A 20,582-nucleotide genomic window follows, 5' to 3' on the forward strand; every position below is an offset into this window, starting at 1 on the left:
CCGCCGGGCCCGCCGGGGGCCCCGGCCAGCTGCGCCACCGAGGTGATCAGCGCCAGGAGCTTGCCCGGCGCCAGGCGGAACGGCTCGCCCGGCGCGTCGGCGCCCAACTGGTCGGCCAGCAGCCTGCCGGGGTTGGTGAGCAGCGCGGCCGGATTGCGTACCGAGGAGGGCAGGGCCCGGTTCGGCGACGACCGGGGATGGGCGAGCAGGCCGACCGCGTCGAGCAGCGGATCGACCGTGACGCCCTGATCGCGGAGATGCTGGAGCCCCCACCGGGCGACCTCGCCAGCGGTGACCAGCAAGATGAGGCGGGCGAGAGCGGGCGGGTCGGGTGTGGGCAGCAGCTCCGCCTCGACCCCGCCGCACCGCAGCAGCGCAGCCACCTCAGGCGGGCGCTCACCGGAGACGGTGAGCCGCGCGTGCAGCGTCGCCACATCAGCGATCGGCAACCCGGCCTCGCCGGTGGCCACGGTGAGAGCTGCCGGAGTGTCGGACCGGACCGTGACGCCCGCCGCCGCGAACGAGACCAGCGAGTCAGCCGTCCCCGACAGCCGGAGCAGCCGCCGCAGGGGCTCACGCCCGGCGTCGCCGGTGAGCAGGACGGCGTCCAGGGCGGGACCGGGATCGGTGAGCAGGCGTTCCAGCGGATCTGCGAGGAAGACGACTCCGCCGTCGGAGGCGACCTGGGCCACGCCGAGGGCGACCAGGAGATCGACCAGGTCGCGGGCAGGGCCACCCGGAGGTCGCGGCGAGAGCGCCGTGGCCAGCAGGCCGAGGAAGCTGCGCGAGGCCGCGTCGAGGGCTCCGCCGGAGATCCGCACGCGCCCGCGGGTCACCCCGTCCAACGCCGCGTCATGCAGGACAATCGACACCTCGGCGGCCTCGCCGCCGCTTCCGGCGGTAACGGCGAGGTCCACCCGGCGCAGCCTGGCCGTGCTAGGGGAGCCCGGACCGGGATCGGCCAGCCAGCCGTCCGGGCGCCCGATCGACAGGTGCGTCTGGACTCGGGGGAGGACCGGGCCGAGCGAGGCGGCCCCCGCCACCAGCTCGATCCGGATGAGGTCGAGGCGCGTGGTGCTCCGGCAGGAGATCGCCTCGCCTGCCGTACGGGCCAGGGAGAGCCCGAGGCCCAGGCTGCTGACCGGCTGGCGGGCGGGTGCCGCCGAGCCGCCAGGAAGCCGCCGGCGGATCTGCCCGCACACGGCCGCCACCAGACTTGCCAGTTCCAGGCGCAGCGCGTCAGCGGAGAGGGCGGAGATGACGGTCAGTGGCGGATTCGTCCCCTGGGCGGGCGAGACCGCCGGGGCCGGGGCGAACGCCGCGACGGGGAACGGCCTGGGCCTGCTCCCCGATGTCGCGTCGCCCAGCACGGTCGCCCAGACGGTGCAGAGCTCACGCAGGACCGTGGTCTCCGGCACCCGGGCCACCAGGGCCTGGAGCAGCCGGAAGGCGTCGCGGATCTCGCTTCGTCCCAGCGCCTCCAGCGGACCGGCGGCCGGGGCGGAGGACAGAGGGCCTGCCAGCGTCACGAGCTGGGCCGCGCCGCCCTCGGCCCAGATCCGGGCGGCGGGCCGGACCGCCAGCGAGTGCGCCACCAGGTGGACGGCGCGACCGGTCAGTTGCCGGAGCTCGGCGACGGTTCGCCTGAGCCGTGCCGTCGACTCCTCCGTGGCGGGGAGCAGCACGTACCAGGGCCCGCTGGCAGCCAGGCCGCCGAGATCGAAGGAATCGGCGGCCAGGCCCGGTGTGCGCAGGTCCAGGAGCCGGGCACCGGTCGCGGCGGGCTGCCCGGGCCACGGGCTCACGCCCGGCAGGTCCGCCAGCGCGTAGAGGGTGCGGGAGGGGTCGGCGGCGGGCAGGTGGTCGCTCAGGACGAAGCCGCCGGGGGCCGCCAGATGCGTGCCGGTCAGCTCCACCGGGGCGATCATGGAGCCGGGCATGACCTGCGCGGAGGCCGGGAGGATCCCGTCGCCCCCGCCCGCGCTGTCCAGCAGTTCGCCGAGCGCTGCGGCGAGGCCGTCGCGGCCGTCGAGCAGGTCGCGAAGCTCCACGTCGAAGCGGGCGACGTGGTGCAGGATCTCGATGAGGCGATCCGGGCCGGGCAGCGGAGCCGTACCGGCAACGGCCTCCGCCAGATCGGCCGGGAGGAGCCCGTCGAGCACGCCGGACAGCCCGGCCAGGCTGGGGCCGTCCGGATCCAGCCACAGCAGGGCCGCCGCGCCGGTGTCGCCGATCGGCAACGACCACGGATCGACGTACGTGCCCGCTCCCGCGACCTGGAGGTCCAAACCAGAGTCACCGGCGGTCACATGCCGGAGCAGGGCGATCGCGGCGAGACTGAGATCGTTCTCGCCGTCCAGCACGGCGGCGAGCCAGGACCGCAGGGCGCCGAGCGGGTCGTTTGCGAGCATGGGGAGAGACAGAGCGGGCCAGCCCGCGGCGAGATCCGACAGGTCGATGCCGGCGTCCGCCGAGTCCACACGCAGCCGTCCGTCGAAGGACAGCCAGCCCAGCAGGCCCGCCGCCAGCGCTCGCGAATCGAGGAAACCGGCCGGTCCTGCGCCGGTGACGGTCCGCAGGAGCGCGATCCCGGCCAGGCGGGTCAGAACCGTCCACATGGGTGAATCCGGGTCCGGCGGGAGCAGGGGTTGCCCGGTCCCGAACTCCCAGGGGTCGGGGAACGGGACCGCCGTCCCGTCGATCTCGGCGCTGCCCCTGGTGATCCTCGCGCGGGCCGACCATCCCTCCCCCTGCCGCCAGCCGGTGGAGATCCCGAGCTCGCCGACGGTGAGGCGCATGGGCCCAGCATCGAGGGAGAGGTCGTCGCCCAGCGAGAGGCCGAGGCTCGCCGCAGTCAAGATCCGCACGGACGGGATCGCCGACGGGGGCAGGGTAAGGCGGGCGAGCTCCAGCGTGCCGGCGAGCACGACGGTCCCGCCCACTATCGCCAGGGACGGCTGCGCGAGCCGTACTCCAAACTGGAGAGCGGGCAGGTCGTCGTCGCCGGACCGCCACACCAGCAGGGTGAGCGCGCCCGGGAGCTCCGCCGTGCCGAGGGGAACGAGCACCCAGGGGTCGGCGGCGGTTCCGGCCCCCGCCGGTGCGGGTGCGCCGATGAGCGTCGCCAGCTCGGCAGCGAGCAGGCCCCAGGTGCCGTCGAGGAGCGCTCCGGCGTGATAGCGCGACAGCGCGCCGACGGGATCGCTGACCACCTCGGTGATCGGGGGCAGCGGGATGGGCCAGCCGGCGTCGGGCGCCCGCAGCGCCAGCAGGGCCAGGAGCGCGGCAGCGCGGCGCTCGCCGTCCCCGCCTCCAGCGGCTGCGAAGAGCTCGGCCAGCACGTCGGCAAGCGCGTCAGTGCTGACCTTCGCCGCGGCGTCGGTCAGGGCCTCCACGCTGGACAGGTCGAGACGTGGATACGGGTTCCCGGCCAGGACGACGCCCTCGGCCTCCAGCACCAGCGCCACCCGGCGGTCGCCGTCCAGCCGGAAGCCGGCCGACAGGGCGTCCACTGCCAGGCTCGCCCGGGCGGGGGCGTCCGGCCGCCGCAGCAGTGGACCGTTCCCGCCGCTGAGCCGGGCGCTCACCTTGGCGCCAGGCAGCCAGTCGAGGCCGGGGTCACGGCCCAGGCGCAGGGACACGAGATCGGCGTCGGCGTGGACCGAGACGGCAGCCGAGATCTCCGCCCATACGCCGAGACCGAGCCGCAGGAGCAGCGCGTCGTCGGCAGCCTCGACGACCAGCCGGAGGTCGGCGGTCACCCCGGGCAGCGGGGAGAGGCGGAGCAGGTAGGGCGAACCGGGCGTGCCGTCGCCGGGCACCGGCGCCTGCGGAGGCAGATCCAGGAGCTCGGCCAGGGCCGCCAACCAGGCGCGGGCGGGAAGCGGTGGGACGGGGTCGCCGGGTTTGGGGACGAACACCGCCCTGACCCAGTCGGCCAGGACTACCGGCCCGGCCCTGGGGATCTCCGCCAGCGGCAGCGGCGGGATCATCGAGGTGTCGCCGAGGCCGAGCATCGTCAGCAGCGGCCGGAGCCGGCCTGCGGTCGCGGGATCGAGCCCGGCCCTGGTCTGCAGCAGCCCGAGCCCGAGGTCGGCGATCACCTTTATCAGCTCGCCGGCTTCGCCGGGCAGGTCGCCGTCCCCCAGGACGACATCCCGCGCCGGGCTGCCCGGCAGCCGCAGCTCGCGCAGCCTGACGAGCAGACGCGGCGGGGCGTCGCCGGAGGTGGGCAGGTGTACGGCAAGGCCCAGGCCGCCCAGCGCGGGTTCGGCCGACGTCTCGGGCAGGTCGACGGCCACGGTCAGCTCGATGCCCCCGGCGTCCGTCCCGAGCAGGAGCCGGCCGCCACCCTGACCGACCGCCAGCATCGGCACGGCGACCGTCGCCGAGCAGCGCGTCTCACCGGCGCGCAGCGTGGCCCGCCCGGCGATCGCCAGCGTCACCTCCTCGCCGGAGGCCTCGACGACGAGGAAGAGGGCGCCCGCGTCCCCGCCGACCCCCGTCAGCGGGATCCACGTCGCCGCCGATCCGGGGGGAGCCACCTCCCGTGCCGTCCCGAGCAGTGCCGCGGCGAGGTCCAAGGCCGCCTGGCGGCGTACCGGATCGGCCAGCAGCGCGCCGAGATGTCGGCCGGGGTCGGCGAAGAACGCCTGATCGACGACGGCTCGCGGGGCTGGCTCCGCCGGTTCGAGCCTGACGATGCCCAGGGCCAGCGCGAGCTGGAGTAACTGGGGTGGTGGCGAATCGGTCATGCGCCCACCTCACGGTCGATAGCGTGGATGGCCTGGGGCACCACTATGAGCATTCCGGGGCTGGCGTAGACCGCTCCCGGCAGCAGCGGGCGGCAGTTCTGGTCCTCGCCCGCCAGCGCCGCCACGTAACGCCACACCGCGACCAGCGCCTGCCACGAGGCGGCCACGGCGGTCTCGCCCCAGATCCCGACCAGCAGCGAGGGGCCTCGGGCGGCCGTCTCGGCGACGGCCACCAGACCGGCCGGTCGCTGAGGCGTGCCCACGGCGAACGGGACGACGAGTTCGACGTCGGCGCTACCGGTCCGGGGGATCTGGTCGCAGAACGTCCGCAGCCCGACCAGGATCAGCCCCTCCAGGACCGCGACCCTGCATTCCTCCGCGTGCACCGCCAACTCGTTGTCGAGGTCCTGCCAGACGAACCAGCCGTGCTCGTGCTCGCCCCGCGCCAAGGCGGCGCGGAACAGGCAGCCGAACAACTCCTCCGCCACCTTGAGCGGCGATCCCACCTGGCCCGGCGCGTACCCGCCGGGAGGCGGCGGATCCGCGGAGGCCCGGAGCTCCGCCAGCAGCCCGCGACACGACGACGGGAGCGGGGCGAACTCCAGGTCCCGATACGACCACGAGTCACCGACGGCTCCCGCAGGACCTGCGGCCGACCATGGCACCGTCATATCCCGCTCCTCAGGAGTGAGACCTGATTTTACCGTCGAACCCTAGGCGGGCGAAGACCTCGGGGCTGGCCGCATGCGGACTGACGCCGGGCGGTTGACCTTGGAAACGGGACGATCGCATCGGCGCGGTTGCCGGATGGTGCATAGCGCTTGCCGTACCGGCTGGCCTGGACTCGCAGTGGAGCCGTGGTGCGGACGGGAGCGGATGGTCGCGGGGCGGGTCGCTTCGGAGAGAGTTCCGAGGACGGCAGGCAGGTCGTCAGCGATCTGGTCTGGTCGACCGGGTAGCTCACCTGGCGCCGGGCAAGGCTGTGGGACGGCGGCCAGTCGGGGGCCTACCCGCGTGAGTGATTCGGGCAGGACACTGCCGCCCATCCCGATCTCCGGGTGTATTACACCGATAACGAAGCGAATAGCGGATTCCCGCTCCGGCCGGGACAGGTGCCGCACACACCCTGCGTGGCACCTCCTATCTGCTGCACCGGCTCGGCTGGAGCCCGCAGGCGCCCCAACGCCGGGCCGCCGAGCGGGACGAGGCAGCGGTGGCCACGTGGATCAAGGAGACGTGGCCGACCGTGGAACAACGGCGCGGGACCAGGACGCGTGGATCTGCTTCGAGGACGAAGCAGGCCAATCGCTGAGGCCGCCCAAGGCCCGTACCTGGTCCCGCCAGGGCCACACCCCGGTCGTCACCGTCTCCGGCAAGGGCTCCGGACGTGTCTCGCTGGCCGGGCTGATCTGTCTCAAGCCCGGCCAGCGCACTCGCCTGATCTACCGCATGCTGCTGTATCGCGGTCGCCGCGGCGAGCAGAAAGGCTTTCGCGAGGTCGACTAAGCGCGCCTGCTCGATGCCGCTCACCGGCAACTCGGCGGCCCGATCGTGCTGGTCTGGGACGACCTGACCGCTCATCGAGACGCGCTGATGCGCCGCCTGATCGAGGGCCGTCCGTGGCTGACGGTGTTCTATCTGCCCTCCTACGCGCCGGAACTCAACCCCACCGAGGGCGTCTGGTCCCATCTCAAACGCAGCCTGGGCAATCTCGCCCCCGCCACTCTCGATCAGCTCGCCGCGCTGATCCGCACCCGGCTCAAGCGGATGCAGTACCGGTCCAGCCTGCTCGGCGCTTTCGTCACGCACACCGGCCTGACCCTCACCAACGGCCCGCCATGAACCCTGACCTTTCAAACTCTTTATTTGTCGCGGTCGCGGGGAGAGGATGGGCTGGGAACGGTGGTTGCGTAAAGAGCCATTGCCCCCTGCCAGGCGAATGCCTGAAGTAGGAACAGCCCTTCAGGCTGGTGTTGCCTTGTGGGTTGACGGCTGGCACCAGCAACACCTGGAATCTCACTCATGGTCGCGCTGACCTGGTGATGGGTCTACGACCTGGACGGCGCCGAGGACGCCGCGTACGAGCGGATGAGTGTCGGCGGACATGGTTGTCCTGGTGAACCTCAGTGAGGGTATCGGGTGAGGCGTTTGGATCCGGACATTTCAATGAGTAGCCGAGGGTGTTGCCAAAGCCAGTTGCATTGATGGCCTCCACAATCACCTCACCAAGCGACCCAAGTTACAGCGATAGATAAGTACGGCGAGGCATAACAGCCATTCCGGGTGTGTGGCTTGCCGTGTTTCGTCATCATCTGGTGGGGTGGCACGACGTCTCCTTTCACGGCAGCAGATGACGAGGAGGTTCGGTGACAGGCATTCCGCAGGACAGCGCGGTCGACGAGTCAGGCGGGCAGCGAAAGGGACCGCTGGTGACGGCGAACACGCCAGCCGAGGTGCGGGACCTGCATGCCTGGATGCGCCAGGAGCCGGAACTGCGAGGCGGGGTCCGCCTGGTGGAGAGCCCGCCACCGACCGGGGCGCTGGGTCCGGTGGCCGAGGCTGTGCAGGTTCTCGCCGGTGCTCCGGTGGCGGTGGTGGCCGGGGTGGTGATCGCCTGGCTGCGGTACCGCACGAGCGATGTGAAGATCACGGTCAAGCGGCCGGATGGGACCGAAGTACAGGTGAGCGCTACCCGGATCAAGACGTTGAACGCCGAGCAGACCCGTGCGGTGACGGCGCAGATCGAAACGGCGCTGAACAACGAGCGGCCCTTGCCGGCGCCAGAGGAGACACCGGGTGGCTGAACCAGCGATTGGTCTGCCCGCGGGGTTGCTGTCCGGGCCGGGGGTGCGTGCCCTGCTGGTCGGATCGAGCCGCCACCCAGTTGCGGGGGCGGTGATCGGGGATGTGCCGGCCGCCGCCGCCAGCATGCGCGACCTGGCTGCCGCCGTGGTGCAGCACGCCGGACTGGATCGCCGGCATCTGACCTGCCTGCCGGACCCCCGCGACCCGGCCGAACTGGCCGACGCGCTCGCCAGCGTGGCCGAGCGGTCCGACGAAGTGGCGTTGTTCTACTACGCCGGTCATGGCCTGCTGGGCCCCGATGGCGGGCTGTATCTGGCCACCCAGGCGACCGTGGACTTGGGGCGGGGGTCGGCTGTCTATCAGGCGCTGCCGTTCGCCCAGGTGCGTGAGCTGCTGTCCCAGGCGCGGGCCCGCCTGAGCGTGGTGATCTTGGACTGCTGCTGGGCGGGACGGGCCACCGGCTGGCCCGACAGCTACCTGCTGACCGCCACCAGCAGGGACGAGAGGGCTTGGGCTGTTCCAGGCGACCTGCGCACCGCGTTCTCTGGCGCGCTGATCGACGTGCTCGCCCGAGGTGATCCCCTCGGGCCGTCACTGCTGTCGCTGGATGATGTGCACGCCAGCTTGACCCGTATCTTGTCCGAGCGTCGCCTGCCGGTGCCGCGACGTCAGGCCGCCGACGCTCACGGGCGCCGTCCGCTGGTGATCAACCACGCCTACCGGCCACCCACCGCACGCCCCTCGCCGGTGCCCGCAGCCGCCCCCGGCCAGCACAGCCCCTACCTGGGATTGCATTCCTACGGTGTGCAGGACGCGGCCTTCTTCTTCGGCCGCAAGGACCTTACCGACATCGTGAAGCAGCGGGTGAACGCTGCTGAGGGGATGCCGGTGCTGGTCACCGGCCCGTCCGGGTCCGGCAAGTCCTCGCTCCTGCAGGCGGGGCTGATCCCCGAACTGGGTTTGGCGCGCTGCCTGCTGCTCACCCCCGGCGACGCCCCCCTGGAACGCCTCCGCGACAACCTTTACGACCTCGTCGGCCCGCACGACCGCATTGACGAGGCCTCGAAAGATACGACACGGCCGTTCGAGGAGCTGGCGGCGAAGCTGCCGGCTCACACGGTCATCGTGGTGGACCAGTTCGAGGAGCTGTTCACTCAGTGCACCCAGCCCGCCCAGCGCGCGGCCTTCATCGCAGCCCTGGCCGTGGCCTGGCGGCGCATACGGGTGGTGCTGGGAGTGCGTGCGGACTTCTTCGGTCACTGCACTCCCTACCCTCAACTCACTGGCGCGCTGGAACATCCGATAGTGGTCAGTCCACTATCCGGCGACCAACTGCGAGAGGTGATCGAACAGCCCGCCCGGCTGACTGGCCTGATCTTGGAGGAAGGGCTGGTCGACACTCTGTTGCAGGATCTGGGCGCCGACGCTGTCAGCACGGGCGATACCGCCGGGACGTTCAGTGCGCCGTTGCCGTTGTTGTCTCACGCCCTGCTGGCCACGTGGCAGCGCCGCGACAACGGCCGACTCACTCTGGCTGGGTACCGCGCCACCGGCGGTATCACCAAGGCCCTGGCCAAGACCGCCGACGACACCCTCAATGACCTGACCGAGGATGACCAGCAGGTCGCCCGCCGCTTGCTCCTGCAGCTGGTGCATTTGGGCGAGGGCACCGAGGACACTCGTCGTACCGTCGCCTTGACCGAACTCCGCCCGACCACAGACACCGCCGAGGGCGATCTCGCCACCACGAGGGTGCTTGATGCGTTCGCCCGAGCCCGGCTGGTGACGGTCGATGAGGACACGATCCAACTCGTTCACGAAGCACTCATCCGCGCCTGGCCCCAGCTACGATCCTGGATCGATACCGGCCGCGCCGACCTGTTGGCGGCGCAGCAACTGTCCGATGACGCCGCCCGCTGGGAGCGCCACCATCACCAAACCGGCTACCTGTATGACCAGGCCCGCCTGCAAGCCATCAGCGCCGCACGCCGGCGCTGGCACGACAATCCCGCCCACCACCCCGCCCAGAGCCACAGCGTCAACGCCTTCTTGCGCGCGAGCGAGCATGCGACACAGCGCCTCACCCGGCGCCGCCGGATCACCATCATCGCCTTGGCCACTTTGATGATCGCGTCACTGGGGGGAGCGGCAGCGGCCGTTATCGCCGCCAAGAGCGCCAGCATCCAGCAGGCCCTGGCTGAATCCAACAGCCGGGAAGCCCTCTCCCGTCAGCTCGCGACACAAAGCGAGAGTGTTGCTGCCAGCAACTCCACTCTGGCGCAAGTGCTGGCCGCCACCAGCTGGCACTTCGCCCCCACTGATGACGCCCGCCATGCCCTGCTCACCGTACTGACCGTTTCCGGACGAGGCGTTCTCACCGGCCATGCCGGCGCCGTGTTCGGGGTGGCGTTCAGCCCGGACGGCCGCACTCTCGCCACCGCCGGCGACGATACCGTTCGCCTGTGGGACGTGAGCACCCACCGCCCACTCGGCCCCCCGCTGACCGGCCACACCGACACCGTGTTCGGAGTGGCGTTCAGCCCGGACGGTCGCACGCTCGCCACCGCTAGCCGGGACAAGACCGTTCGCCTGTGGGACGTGAGCACCCACCGCCAACTCGGCGCCCCTCTAACCGGCCACACCAGCTACGTCATCGAGGTGGCGTTCAGCCCAGACGGCCGCACCCTCGCCACCGCCGGCGACGATACCGTTCGCCTGTGGGACGTGAGCACCCACCGCCAACTCGGCGCCCCTCTAACCGGCGACACCAACGACCTGTACGGGGCTCTGACCGGCGACACCAACGACGTGTTCGGGGTGGCGTTCAGCCCGGACGGGCGCACCCTCGCCACCGCTAGCCGGGACAAGACCGTTCGCCTGTGGGACGTGGACACCCACCGCCAACTCGGCGCCCCCCTGACCGGCCACACTGGCTACGTGGAGGGAGTGGCGTTCAGCCCAGACGGCCGCACCCTCGCCTCCGTCGGCGACGACAAGACCGTTCGCCTGTGGGATGTAGGCACCCACCGCCCACTCGGCGCCCCGCTGACCGGCCACACCGACATCGTGGAGGGGGTGGCGTTCAGCCCAGACGGCCGCACCCTCGCCTCCGTCGGCGACGACAAGACCGTTCGCCTGTGGGACGTGGACACCCACCGCCCACTCGGCGCCCCCCTAACCGGCCACACCAGCCACGTGATCGGGGTGGCGTTCAGCCCGAACGGCCACACCCTCGCCACCACCAGTTGGGACAAGACCATTCGCCTGTGGGACGTGAGCACCCACCGCCAACTCGGCGCCCCCCTGACCGGCCACACCGACGACGTGATCGGGGTGGCGTTCAGCCCAGACGGCCGCACCCTCGCCGTCACCGGCGACGATACCGTTCGCCTGTGGGACGTGAGCACCCACCGCCAACTCGGCGCCCCCCTGACCGGCCACACCGACACCGTGAAGGGAGTGGCGTTCAGCCCCGACGGCCGCATCCTTGCCACCACCAGTTGGGACAAGACCGTTCGCCTGTGGGACGTGGGCACCCACCGCCAACTCGGCGCCCCCCTGACCGGCCACACCGACATCGTGGAGGGGGTGGCGTTCAGCCCCGACGGCCGCACCCTCGCCACCACCAGCCAGGACAAGACCATTCGCCTGTGGAATGTTGCGCTTCCTGCCGACCGCGATCTATTCGCCTCAGCCTGTAAGGCGGCGGCCCGATCCCTCACCGCGACAGAATGGCGGGACTACGACCTTCCGGAGCCGTACGAACCGGTGTGCGCGCCGGTGCTCGGGCGGTGAGCTGTTCCCGGGTCGCCGGCGGGATCGGCACAGCGTTGGGGCGGGATCATGGATCGGAGGGCCGGTCAGCGACGTCTCCCGTCACTCGCGAATGGCCGCTCCAGCACCTTGAAGAGGGAGAGCAAGGCGTCCGGGTCGAGTTCGTCGATGCCGCCGACCACTGCGCGGAGCGCTCTATCACCACAGGTCAAACCCTATGGAAGTCTCTGTGGCTCCCTGTCAATGTGTGGCTCCATCACGACAAATAGCGATCCAAGAATCACGTCGCCAAGTGATCCAAGTCACACCAACGCCTTGACCCGTCCGGCTTGGGCGGCGCCAACCACAGGTACGACTGCGTGAGCGCCCGCACGGCCAGGTGCCGGCGCATCGCCTCCCGCCGCGCCTTCCCCCTCAACCGACTCGAACACCCCCGGCTCGTCCAACTCCGCCGCAACGACCCACGGCGAGCCGCTGCCACTCAACCTCTGACTGCACCCCTTGTCGAAGCGGCACTCCTGCCAATCATTGACCAGCGAGAACAACCGAACCCTCAAGCGATCATGAGCCCCGAAATCCGCGGATCAGATGGGTGCCAGAGCGTCCTCAGGAACCTCCTCCGCCCGGACCCGCCACCGACCGTCTGGCAACCGCTCGGAGGCCCTGCGCATGCGTTCCGACCAGCCGCCTGTGGGCCACCGCGTCTCCTCAACCCACACCACACCACCCAGGAGCGCGCCGTCCAGGTCAGCGCCGTGCAGCACGGCGCCGGTCAGGTCCGCGTGCCTCAGGTTTGCACCGCGTAGGTTCACAACGGTCAGGTCCGCGCCGGTCAGGTCCGCGTGGCGCAGGTCCGCGCCGCTCAGGGTCGCGCCACTCAGATCCGCGCCGGACAGATCCGTGGCCTGCAGCACGGCGCTGAGCAGGTCCGCGCCGCTCAGATTTGCGCGGGTCAGGGTCGCACCGGGCAGGTCCGCGCCGGGCAGGCGCGCGCGGGTCAGGTTCGCATGATCCAGAACCGCACCGATCAGGGTCGCACGGCTCAGGTCCGCGCCGGGCAGGCGCGCGCGGGTCAGGTTCGCATGATCCAGAACCGCACCGATCAGGGTCGCGCCACTCAGATCCGCGCCGGACAGGCGCGCGCCGGGCAGGCGCGCGCGGGTCAGGTTCGCATCATTCAGAATCGCACCGATCAGGGTCGCAACGGTCAGGTCCGCGCCGCTCAGGTCCACGCGGGTCAGGTTCGCGCCGTTCAGGTTCGCGCCACGCAGGTTGGCATCGCGCAGGTTCTGGCCTGGGCTGATCAGGGGCGCGGAGTAGGCAACGGTCATAACGTCAGCGGACGCCGGGCGGGCACCAGCGGCGATGAGGACCCGCGCCCACCAGGGTGAGACGGTCACCCGCAGCCACGGGCGGCGCGGCCGGACCGCCTGGGCCAGCCTGGCTAGCGCGGTGTCAGGCCGGGTTCGCATGCTGCTCGCCTCCCTCCGCCTGCTCGGGCAGGCCGGGGGCCGCGTCCTCCACTTTGCGCACCGACACCTCGACCCCGGCCAGGATGCCGCGAACGCTAGCCTCGGCGCCCACGCCGAGCAGGAAGGCCGGCCAGGGGCCGCTCATCTGCCCATGGGCGGCGGCGGCGACGAGCACGCCGAGCAGCAGGCAGCCACCAAGCACCACCATGCGGGCCCAGAAGCGCTCGCGCGCTTCCCGGTCGGTGTCGTTCTTGCGCCGCCAGGGCCAGCGGTAGCCCGCAGCTTTGATGGCGGCGGTCAGCGAGACCAGCGCGGCGGCCATGCCGCCAGCCAGGCCCCAGAGTGTGGCCTCGAACACCCCGAGTGCTTCGGCCTGCATGAGTTGACCGTAGACCGGCCGTGCCAAGTTGCCCACCCTTCGGGGCAACTCGCGTTACTAGGCCGGTGGTCCCTTCCCGCAAGCCGCCGACTCCCAAAGTGGCTGCCCGAATCCCCCCGGCTCATGACTACCCACCGTGCTCCCCCGTCGTCTGCCGCTCCTGCTCGGCGCGGGCCGCCGCCTCGGCCGCCCGACGCTCCTTCGCCTTCCGCACCCGCTCCCGGATGCCCTCCACCACACCCTCCTGACCAGCCACCCGCACCGGGCCCCCGTTCGGCCCCGACACCTCCAGCTCGACCGCCTTCACCGGCCGCCACTCATCCGGATCCATCCGCGACATCAGCTCCAGCGCGATCTTCCCGTTCGGCGGCGTCGTCTGGACCTCCTCCGTCCCATCCGGCCGGACCGCCCGCTTGATCTCCACCCCGCCAATCGCGTCCTGGTACGCCGCGTTGAACAGGTCCCCCATCACCTTCGTGCGCGCGCGCGTGCATCTGTCCGCGAAGTCCGCGAACAGCTCGGGGGCGTTGTCCTGCTCTCCTTGGGCGAGCCAGTCGTAGAGGGCGCTGCGGCTGACGCCTACGAGGGCTGCGGTTCGGCGTACGGAGTTCCCTGCCTCGAACGCGGCGACGATTTGGTCTGCGAGTTCGGGGGTGAGCGTGTTGCGGCGCACCATGGTGTGCTTCCTCCTCTCGTGCGGGTCGGGGGGTGGGTGGGCTGTGGCGGGTTATGCGGCGGGCGGGGTGTTGGCCGGCTCGGTGGTGGGCGGGGCGCCGATGGTGTCGATGTAGGCGAGGGCGCCCTTGCGGTGGACCATGATGGCTTTGCCGACGCGGCGGCCGTCGAGCTGCCCGGTTTCGACCATCTCGCGGATGCGGGGGACGGGCAGGCCGAGGGCGTCCGCGGCTTCCTGTGCGGTGAGGTCGTGGTTGGGGATGCGGCGGCGCATGGCGTTGACGACGGTCGTGCGGTGTTCGGCGGCGTACCAGCGGATGATGCCGTGGCCGGTGCGGAAGACGCGGCCGTGGGCTTCGAGGGTGCGGATGGCTGAGTGGATCCGTGGGGCGGTCTGGCTGTTGGCGGTGGTGAGGTCGGCTGTGGTTGCGCCGTGCGTGCCGGTGGCGGCGATCTGCTGGCAGAGGTGCTCGCGATTGGCGGTGGCTTCGGCCTGCGTGGCGCGGCTGTTGGTTCGGCCGGCCTCGGGGATGCCGGGGATGGTGTTGGCGGTCGGCGCCGCGGCGGTGTCGGCGTGCTCGGCGAGGGCCTGGCGTTCGGGGGCGTCCGCGAGTGAGGCGGCCAGGTCCCGCGCGGCCTGGCCGAGCTCGTCGGCGAGGGTGGTGAAGCGGGCGAAGTCCTTGACGGGAACGGGAACGTAGCCGGTGGTGGGCGTGCTGGTCATGCGGGGTTTCTCCTTCGAGGGGGTTAGTTGCTGGCGGTGGCGAGGACGCCCGGCGCCGGTTGGGCCGCGAGGGCGGCGTTAGTGAGGATCAGGCGGGCGATGTCGCCGGCGACGCCACCCTGGCCGGCGATCGTGTGGAGGGCGATGGGTGGTTCGGGGTTGTGCCAGGCCGCCGAGTTGCGGTCGGTCTCGCGAACGGTGACCTGTGAGACGTACACGTCGCGGCGGGTGGTGGAGCGGGCCAGCCAGTCGTGCGCGTGGTGGGCAAGCAGCTGCGCGACGCCTTCGACGGAGGGCCATGCGACGTCGGTGAAGTCTCGGCCGAAGACGAACAGGCGTTGCCCACGCTTGAGGAACATGGTGGCGAGCGGGGTGGGGGTGCCGTCCGGGCCAGGTTCGAGGAGCGGCATGAGGGGGTCGTCGGCGCCAAGCATGAGCGCGTGGTCGAGGTGGGTGTCGATCCACGTTTTGGCGCGGGCCTTGAGGAGGCCGAAGTCGACGAGGATGCCGGACGTGTCGAGGTGGGCGGCGGCGATGGTGATGGAGGCTCGCCAGGTGTGGCCGTGGAGGCTGGCGCACTTGCCGGGCAGGTGCGGGAGGGAGTGGCCTGCTTCCCAGGTGTGTTCGATGGTCTCGGTGAACATGGGCGGGTCTCGAGGTCCTTTGCGTGTGGGGTGTCGTGGTGCGGCGGGAGTGTGGCAGGTTGCGTCGTTAGCGTCCTGTCGGCCCGTTAGTCGATGGCGGCGTCGACGATGAGGGCCAGGACGGAGCCGCCGGCGATGACCCAGCAGAGGATCGAGAGCGCGGTGATGTCGGTGGTGGCGGCGCTCCAGACGAGCGCGACCAGTATGAGGAAGTAGGCGAGGATGGGCGCGCAGCCTTCGTTGCGGCTCATGCGACGGTCCCGGTCATCACGACGACGGCTCTGGGGTCCTGGACGTCGAGGCCGACGCGCGCCATGGACAGGATGCGAGCGATGCCCTGGAGGCCGGGCGGCGGCGTCGGCTCGACGCGGGCCGGGGCGGGTTCGGCGGGGGCGAACCAGTCGCGCGCGGCCCCGGCCGGGCCAGCGGGCGCCGCGGCGGGGCGCCGGAACGGGACGGTGGTGGTGTGCTGTTCGCGCAGCTCGGCGACCAGGCGGTCATAGATCGGCGTGTTCACGCGCCGATGGGTAGCAGGTCTTTTCGTTAACGTCGCGCGGCCCAGGTGGGCGGGCCGGGGTGGCTGCTACGCGTCGGGGGTTTTGCGGGGGCGTCCGCGCTTCTTGGGGGCTTGGTCGTGCTGGCAGATGCCGCACGTGCACGGCAGTTCGATCTTCTCGGCCGGGCAGTCGGGGTCCGGGTTGATGTACCGGCCGGTGCAGTCCCCGTGCTGGTTGGTGGCGCAGACGTGCGACCAGGTGTCGAGGTCGGCGAGGGCGTAGCCCTGGGGGACGACGAGATCAATCGCTGCGGCCATGCCTCCAGGATCGCATGCCGTGATCGGTGCGTGGCAATGCGTACTCGTGTTCGAGTTGACTTGCCGTAATGGATCTAGTGGGGAAGTGTGACGCACCTTCCAGGGAGAGCCAGGAGGGCGTGGAACGCTCCAACCTGGGGAGACCCCACGAGAGAGACCTTCTCCGCTGGAGTTTAGGGCATATGCCTATGAGCGGCCAGGAAAGCCGCCTCAGTCCGAGGTGGGCCCACGGCGGGATGGGGCCCCCGCGAGTGGCCCTGAGATGGACGCTGCAGGTCTTCAGGCGCGACCGGGCCAGTCGTCCCACCGGGAACGCAAATAAGAGAGACGCCAAAAAAAATACGGTGGCCCGTTCTCCGATTAAGTTAAATCGGAGAACTCCGGATTAAGTTAAATGGCAGATCGTTAATCGTGGCCTGTTTAAACGCGGAAAGCGTACCGCGAGGATCAGAGGAAGGGTCAGAACTGATCAGACCGTCCACAGATTCCCCATTCCCTTTAGACCGTGTACACGGGCTAAGCCGCAGGTCGAGGAACCCCAGTCTCATGATCGAGATGTCCGAGTCTCACTTTGCCGATGTTTCCCTTAGCGTCGCGCCGAGGGCACCGCGAGGAGTAATATCGGAGCAACCGTAAAGGCCCGCATCTCCGTACCAGGGAGAGGCGGGCCTTGGGTTACCAGCCGGACCTGAGGGTCCTGGACGCTGGCTACCAGGTGTTTCGCAAGCTCCAGTGTAGCGCGTCCGGGGCAGATTGCCCCAGGTCCGGCACCGTATTGGTACCCGGACGCGGGCGCGTGTGCCCGCAGGAGGGAGCTCTCATTGGAGCTCATGAAGTTCACCGTCAACGTCTCCGTGCCGAAGCCGGTCGTCCGGCTCGTCTGGGGCGTCATCCTGGTCCTGGTCGTCGTGGTCGTGCTCGTGCAGTACGGCGCGGCGGTGAGCTTCTCGATCGGCTGATGCCGCATCGTGGCTTGTAGGCCGTGACGAAGGCGGCCGTCTCGGAGGTGTCCGGGGCGGCCGCCTTTACGTTGTAGATACGTTCCGTCCTGCCTGGTCAGTTGGTGTCCGGCTCGGCGGGGAGCTGGGTGAGGTGCAGCCGGAACGCCTTCCCGTCGAGGATGACCGTCACCTCGGGCCGGTCGTCCTGACGGTGGCGGATGGTGACGTCGATGCCGGATTCGTCCAGGGTGTCGGCGACGAACACCGCGGCGATGTCGGCGACGTCCACGACGGGGGCGATGGTGGCCATGTTGGTCTCCTTGCTGGTGAAGAGGTCGGTCTGTCCGGTCACGTGCCGCCACCCTCGGGTGCGGCCGTATCCTCGGCCGTGCCGGGGGAGGTGGAGGCCGCGGGCGCACTTGCTGCCCTTGCCGAGTCGTAGGGCCCGCTCGGACCAGATGCGGTGACCGCACGTGCACTTGGCCCAGGGGCGACCCTTGCTGGTCTGCTCGCCCTCGGCCGGGGCCTGGTCGAGGACCAGGAACTCCCCTGCGTCGTCCGGTTGGCCGCGCACCTGGTCAGAAGTCACCGGGCGCCACCTGGAAGACGGTCAGGCCCAGGTCCCGCCAGGCGTCCACGACTTGCCGCCGGTCGTCCAGGACCACGCGGACGTCGTACCGGCCACGTAGGCGCGTCTCGTACAGCTCCGTCTTGACCTCGGCGTCCTTCCGGTAGTCGCCAGCGGCCCGCATGAGCAGGTGGTCCCACGGGACGCCGAGGTGCGCGTTCAGCCATGCGGCGGTCGCGGCGCGGCATTCGTCGGACCGGCCGGACATGACCACGATCCGGTAGCCGCGGTGGTAGAGGGCGCGCACGGTCTCGATGACCGGCCGGTTCGGCGTGTCCTCTCCGACGCGCGCCCAGTCGTACGGGGAGCGGTCGCCGCGCTCGGCGAGGGTGCCGTCCACGTCCACCAGTGCGGCGACTGGCAGGCCGGCGTCCTCGTCGGCGGGCGGCTGCCCGGGGACGGCCGCCGCCTTCGGGGTGATGAGGGTGTGGCGGACGTGGGCCCACTTCGGGTGGTGCTCGAACGGAGCTTCGGGGCCGTCGTACTTGGCGATGAGGTCGATCGCCTCGGTGATGCGCGCCCGCAGGTCCAGGTGGGCGGCGTTGAGCAGGCCGTAGCTGGTGTGGACGACCTCGGCGAGCTGGTGGGCGCGGGCGGTCTCGCGTTCGGCGGCGTCGAGCTTGGCGCGCAGTTCGGCGGCCTCCTGCTCGGCCTCGGCGGTGCGCTGCCGTAGCTTGGACGCCTCGCGGGTCAGGCGGTGGCCGAGACGTTCGTCGGCGTACGTCACCTTCCCGACGAGCTGCCGTTCCAGGAGATCCCAGTCCGGGGTCTTGCCCCTCCGCATCATGGCGAGGGCGTTGCGGGCGGCGGCGATCCCGCCGAACAGCTCGTGCATCGCCATGCTGTACGCCTCGCGCTTGACGAGGGCGTCGTCCAGGCGCTCGCGGAGCTGATCGCGTTCGGCCTCGGCCTGCTCGCGCTGAGCGTGCGCGTCGTCTAGGCGGTCGCGGAGGTGTTCGCGGTCGGCCGTGGGCACCGCGCCGGCCTCCTGGGCGGCGTCGAGGGCGTCCACGGCGACGCGGTACTGGACGCCGTCGTTGAGCAGGTACGGCCAGTGCTCGTTGAGCTTGGCGCCCACGGCCTGGATCAGGGGGTCACGGTTCACGTGGTTCTCCTCGGGGAGGTGCCCGCCCGGCGCGCGGCAGGGCGGGAGGTACCGGGCAGGGTCAGGAGGCGGCGGGCGCGGCGTCGGCGTTCTCGGCGGGGGCGACCCAGTCGTGGACCTGGACGACGCGCGTCCTACGGGCCACCGGCTTGAAGAGGGCGACCTTCAGGCCCTCCCACGGCCGGGTCTCCTGCTGCTCGGTCAGACCCGTACGGAAGTGGCTCGCGAAGTGCTCACCAGCCTCGTTGCGAATGACGATCGAGTGGCTGGACGCCCACCGGGTGCTGCCCTGCTCCTTGATCAGCACGAGGGTCCAGCCCTCGTAGTCGTCACCGGGCTCCAGGTACGTCAGTTCGCGGGCGGTCTCCGCGTCGAGGCGGACGGGCTCGGCCGCGACCGGCGGCGCGGGCTCGACCGGGAAGACGCGCGCCGCGAAGCGGACGGCGTTCGAGCTCTGGCGAGGGGTGACCTCGATGTGGAGGGTGTGGCCGGTGGCGTACAGGCCGACCTTGGCGTCCAGCTCGTCGGCGAGGGTGTTGTCGGCGGCGGCGAGGAAGTCGGCGATGGCCTCGGCGGTCAGGTCGCTCATGGTGCTGTTTCTCCTTGAGGTGGGCCGCCCGGCGCGCGACCGGGCGGGCAGGCCGAGCGGGTCAGGCGTGCAGGGGGCAGTCGGGGTGTGCGTTGGCGATCCAGCCGGCGTACTCCAGCAGGCCGAGATCGGCGCCGGTGGTGCAGGCCCCGTTGCAGGTGGGCGGCTTGGTGGGCACGGTGGCGAGGCGGCGGGCCAACGCCAGGGCGCCGGTCCAGTCGAGGCGGACCTGACCGTGGCCGTCCACCACGACGCCAAGCTGCAGGGGTACGTCGGGGTCGGGGCCCACGTTCTGCTCGGTGGCGTTGTGGGCTTCCATGAGGTCGGCGATCGGGCCGAGTAGGGCGCCGATGGGGCCTGCCAGGTTGGGGCCGGTGGAGATGATCCAGGTGGCCAGGCGGGGATCGAGCGGGCCCGCGATGAACTCGGCTTCGTACCGTGCCTCTTCGCGGTCGTGGGTGTACCGGTGGTGCGCCACGAGGGCCTTGCCGGTGTCCTTGGCGTTGGGCACGTTGTGGGTGACGCCGTACCAGGGGAGCCATTCCCTGTTGTCGCGGCCGGTCATGGTGGCTTCGCGGGCGTCGGCGGCTCGCTGGTCGAAGGTGGCGATGTGGGCGCGGATCTCGGCGGCCGGTGAAGCGTGGTCGGTCACGGTGCTGTCTCCAGGGGGTTGGCCCGCCCGGCGCGCGGCCGGAACGGGCACAGGGCTGTCGGGGGTCAGGAGGCGTTGGGGAGCTGGACGCCGGAGGTGAGCAGGTGCCGGGCCAGGGCCACGAGGTTGGTGTCGCCGAAGTCGGAGATCAGGGTGACGAGCTTCTGCACCTTGTCCGGGTCGGGCTCGTCGCGGGCGGCGTGCGCGGCCATCACCAGGGCCTCACCCGTGGTGGCCGCGTCCTGCCACGGCCAACGGATGAAGCGCGTCAAGCCGTTGGTGTCCCTCGTTGAGAGGAAGACGTCGCGGGTGCGGGAGTCGATGGACACCTTGCCGTTCGGCACCACGACCGACGCCACGCCGGTCGTGGGGCCGGTCATGGGGCCGGCCACGTCGAGGATGACCGCGTGGGGGCGGTCGGCCACCTCGGCGTGGAGGCGGGTGACCTCCTCACGGTAGGGGCATGCGGTGCTGGCGTCCCACGGGTCTTCTTCACAGGGGCAGGCGCGTCCGCCGACGCCTTCTTTCTGGTGTTCGAGCAGGCGGCCCACGGCGGCGTGCATGTGCGCATACAGCTCGCTGTTCATGAGGGTCCGCACGTTGTCGGCGGGCTGGGTGTCGCTCAC

Annotated in this window: 21 protein-coding genes; 6 read left to right on the forward strand and 15 right to left on the reverse strand. The window is 70.9% G+C overall.

Annotated features, from left to right (window positions below):
- Both ACFKCF_RS35795 and ACFKCF_RS35800 read right to left on the reverse strand, forming a co-directional pair.
- Positions 1 to 4,754, reverse strand: a 4,754-nt coding sequence (locus tag ACFKCF_RS35795) for a hypothetical protein (RefSeq protein WP_394499721.1), incomplete at its 3' end; no start/stop codon positions are given.
- Complete coding sequence (locus ACFKCF_RS35800) at positions 4,751 to 5,425, reverse strand: hypothetical protein (RefSeq protein ID WP_394499722.1); 675 nt, start codon at positions 5,423 to 5,425, stop codon at positions 4,751 to 4,753. The genes ACFKCF_RS35795 and ACFKCF_RS35800, both read right to left, overlap by 4 nt.
- Before the next feature lie 476 nt (positions 5,426 to 5,901).
- Here ACFKCF_RS35800 and ACFKCF_RS35805 point away from each other — a divergent pair, with 476 nt between their 5' ends.
- The 5 genes from ACFKCF_RS35805 (at position 5,902) to ACFKCF_RS35825 (ending at position 11,354) form a co-directional block, all read left to right on the forward strand.
- Positions 5,902 to 6,066: a winged helix-turn-helix domain-containing protein gene (locus tag ACFKCF_RS35805; protein WP_394499889.1), complete on the forward strand. Its 165-nt coding sequence runs from the start codon at positions 5,902 to 5,904 to the stop codon at positions 6,064 to 6,066.
- The gene (locus ACFKCF_RS35810; protein WP_394499723.1) at positions 5,991 to 6,260 is read left to right on the forward strand and encodes a hypothetical protein; all 270 of its coding nucleotides are present in this window, start codon (positions 5,991 to 5,993) and stop codon (positions 6,258 to 6,260) included. Before ACFKCF_RS35805 ends, ACFKCF_RS35810 begins: the two co-directional genes overlap by 76 nt.
- Positions 6,261 to 6,266: 6 nt before the next feature.
- A complete protein-coding gene (locus tag ACFKCF_RS35815; protein ID WP_394499890.1) occupies positions 6,267 to 6,596 on the forward strand; it encodes a transposase in 330 nt (109 codons plus the stop codon).
- 524 nt (positions 6,597 to 7,120) lie between these two features.
- Complete coding sequence (locus ACFKCF_RS35820; RefSeq protein ID WP_394499724.1) at positions 7,121 to 7,558, forward strand: hypothetical protein; 438 nt, start codon at positions 7,121 to 7,123, stop codon at positions 7,556 to 7,558.
- Positions 7,551 to 11,354, forward strand: a complete 3,804-nt coding sequence (locus tag ACFKCF_RS35825; protein WP_394499725.1) for a caspase family protein — start codon at positions 7,551 to 7,553, stop codon at positions 11,352 to 11,354. The genes ACFKCF_RS35820 and ACFKCF_RS35825 overlap by 8 nt, the downstream gene beginning before the upstream one ends.
- A 563-nt stretch (positions 11,355 to 11,917) precedes the next feature.
- Here the strand turns inward: ACFKCF_RS35825 and ACFKCF_RS35830 are convergent.
- From ACFKCF_RS35830 to ACFKCF_RS35865, 8 genes are all read right to left on the reverse strand, one after another.
- On the reverse strand, positions 11,918 to 12,664 hold the full coding sequence (locus ACFKCF_RS35830; protein WP_394499726.1) for a pentapeptide repeat-containing protein: 747 nt from the start codon (positions 12,662 to 12,664) through the stop codon (positions 11,918 to 11,920).
- 124 nt (positions 12,665 to 12,788) lie between these two features.
- Positions 12,789 to 13,184: a hypothetical protein gene (locus ACFKCF_RS35835; protein ID WP_394499727.1), complete on the reverse strand. Its 396-nt coding sequence runs from the start codon at positions 13,182 to 13,184 to the stop codon at positions 12,789 to 12,791.
- A 127-nt stretch (positions 13,185 to 13,311) separates the two neighbouring features.
- Positions 13,312 to 13,860, reverse strand: a complete 549-nt coding sequence (locus tag ACFKCF_RS35840; protein ID WP_394499728.1) for a hypothetical protein — start codon at positions 13,858 to 13,860, stop codon at positions 13,312 to 13,314.
- A 51-nt stretch (positions 13,861 to 13,911) separates the two neighbouring features.
- Positions 13,912 to 14,583 (reverse strand): helix-turn-helix domain-containing protein, encoded by a 672-nt coding sequence (locus tag ACFKCF_RS35845; protein ID WP_394499729.1) that lies wholly within the window; start codon positions 14,581 to 14,583, stop codon positions 13,912 to 13,914.
- Positions 14,584 to 14,606: 23 nt separating this feature from the next.
- Positions 14,607 to 15,227 carry a 6-pyruvoyl trahydropterin synthase family protein gene (locus ACFKCF_RS35850; RefSeq protein WP_394499730.1) on the reverse strand — a complete coding sequence of 207 codons (621 nt, stop codon included), beginning with the start codon at positions 15,225 to 15,227 and terminating at the stop codon, positions 14,607 to 14,609.
- An 86-nt stretch (positions 15,228 to 15,313) separates the two neighbouring features.
- A complete protein-coding gene (locus ACFKCF_RS35855) occupies positions 15,314 to 15,478 on the reverse strand; it encodes a hypothetical protein (protein WP_394499731.1) in 165 nt (54 codons plus the stop codon).
- Positions 15,475 to 15,744: a hypothetical protein gene (locus ACFKCF_RS35860; RefSeq protein ID WP_394499732.1), complete on the reverse strand. Its 270-nt coding sequence runs from the start codon at positions 15,742 to 15,744 to the stop codon at positions 15,475 to 15,477. The genes ACFKCF_RS35855 and ACFKCF_RS35860 overlap by 4 nt, the downstream gene beginning before the upstream one ends.
- A 66-nt stretch (positions 15,745 to 15,810) precedes the next feature.
- The gene (locus ACFKCF_RS35865) at positions 15,811 to 16,041 is read right to left on the reverse strand and encodes a hypothetical protein (RefSeq protein WP_394499733.1); all 231 of its coding nucleotides are present in this window, start codon (positions 16,039 to 16,041) and stop codon (positions 15,811 to 15,813) included.
- An 830-nt stretch (positions 16,042 to 16,871) separates the two neighbouring features.
- Here ACFKCF_RS35865 and ACFKCF_RS35870 point away from each other — a divergent pair.
- Positions 16,872 to 17,000 (forward strand): hypothetical protein, encoded by a 129-nt coding sequence (locus tag ACFKCF_RS35870; RefSeq protein ID WP_394499734.1) that lies wholly within the window; start codon positions 16,872 to 16,874, stop codon positions 16,998 to 17,000.
- 97 nt (positions 17,001 to 17,097) lie between these two features.
- Here the strand turns inward: ACFKCF_RS35870 and ACFKCF_RS35875 are convergent, their stop codons facing one another.
- The 5 genes from ACFKCF_RS35875 to ACFKCF_RS35895 form a co-directional block, all read right to left on the reverse strand.
- On the reverse strand, positions 17,098 to 17,571 hold the full coding sequence (locus ACFKCF_RS35875) for a hypothetical protein (RefSeq protein ID WP_394499735.1): 474 nt from the start codon (positions 17,569 to 17,571) through the stop codon (positions 17,098 to 17,100).
- Positions 17,561 to 18,715 (reverse strand): hypothetical protein, encoded by a 1,155-nt coding sequence (locus ACFKCF_RS35880; protein ID WP_394499736.1) that lies wholly within the window; start codon positions 18,713 to 18,715, stop codon positions 17,561 to 17,563. Before ACFKCF_RS35880 ends, ACFKCF_RS35875 begins: the two co-directional genes overlap by 11 nt.
- A gap of 61 nt (positions 18,716 to 18,776) precedes the next feature.
- On the reverse strand, positions 18,777 to 19,304 hold the full coding sequence (locus ACFKCF_RS35885; protein ID WP_394499737.1) for a hypothetical protein: 528 nt from the start codon (positions 19,302 to 19,304) through the stop codon (positions 18,777 to 18,779).
- 61 nt (positions 19,305 to 19,365) lie between these two features.
- A complete protein-coding gene (locus ACFKCF_RS35890; RefSeq protein WP_394499738.1) occupies positions 19,366 to 19,956 on the reverse strand; it encodes a hypothetical protein in 591 nt (196 codons plus the stop codon).
- Between the two features lie 65 nt (positions 19,957 to 20,021).
- Positions 20,022 to 20,582, reverse strand: coding sequence for a hypothetical protein (locus ACFKCF_RS35895; RefSeq protein WP_394499739.1), 561 nt, complete (start codon positions 20,580 to 20,582; stop codon positions 20,022 to 20,024).

This window comes from Nonomuraea sp. JJY05 (assembly GCF_043496855.1).
In the GTDB taxonomy this organism is placed as follows: domain Bacteria; phylum Actinomycetota; class Actinomycetes; order Streptosporangiales; family Streptosporangiaceae; genus Nonomuraea.

Bases quoted from the DNA above. Each gene is read 5' to 3' on its own strand.
- ACFKCF_RS35800 (WP_394499722.1), bottom strand. From the start codon at position 5,425: ATGACGGTGCCATGGTCGGCCGCAGGTCCTGCGGGAGCCGTCGGTGAC.
- ACFKCF_RS35830 (WP_394499726.1), bottom strand. From the start codon at position 12,664: ATGACCGTTGCCTACTCCGCGCCCCTGATCAGCCCAGGCCAGAACCTG.
- ACFKCF_RS35835 (WP_394499727.1), bottom strand. From the start codon at position 13,184: ATGCAGGCCGAAGCACTCGGGGTGTTCGAGGCCACACTCTGGGGCCTG.
- ACFKCF_RS35840 (WP_394499728.1), bottom strand. From the start codon at position 13,860: ATGGTGCGCCGCAACACGCTCACCCCCGAACTCGCAGACCAAATCGTC.
- ACFKCF_RS35845 (WP_394499729.1), bottom strand. From the start codon at position 14,583: ATGACCAGCACGCCCACCACCGGCTACGTTCCCGTTCCCGTCAAGGAC.
- ACFKCF_RS35850 (WP_394499730.1), bottom strand. From the start codon at position 15,227: ATGTTCACCGAGACCATCGAACACACCTGGGAAGCAGGCCACTCCCTC.
- ACFKCF_RS35855 (WP_394499731.1), bottom strand. From the start codon at position 15,478: ATGAGCCGCAACGAAGGCTGCGCGCCCATCCTCGCCTACTTCCTCATA.
- ACFKCF_RS35865 (WP_394499733.1), bottom strand. From the start codon at position 16,041: ATGGCCGCAGCGATTGATCTCGTCGTCCCCCAGGGCTACGCCCTCGCC.
- ACFKCF_RS35870 (WP_394499734.1), top strand. From the start codon at position 16,872: ATGAAGTTCACCGTCAACGTCTCCGTGCCGAAGCCGGTCGTCCGGCTC.
- ACFKCF_RS35885 (WP_394499737.1), bottom strand. From the start codon at position 19,304: ATGAGCGACCTGACCGCCGAGGCCATCGCCGACTTCCTCGCCGCCGCC.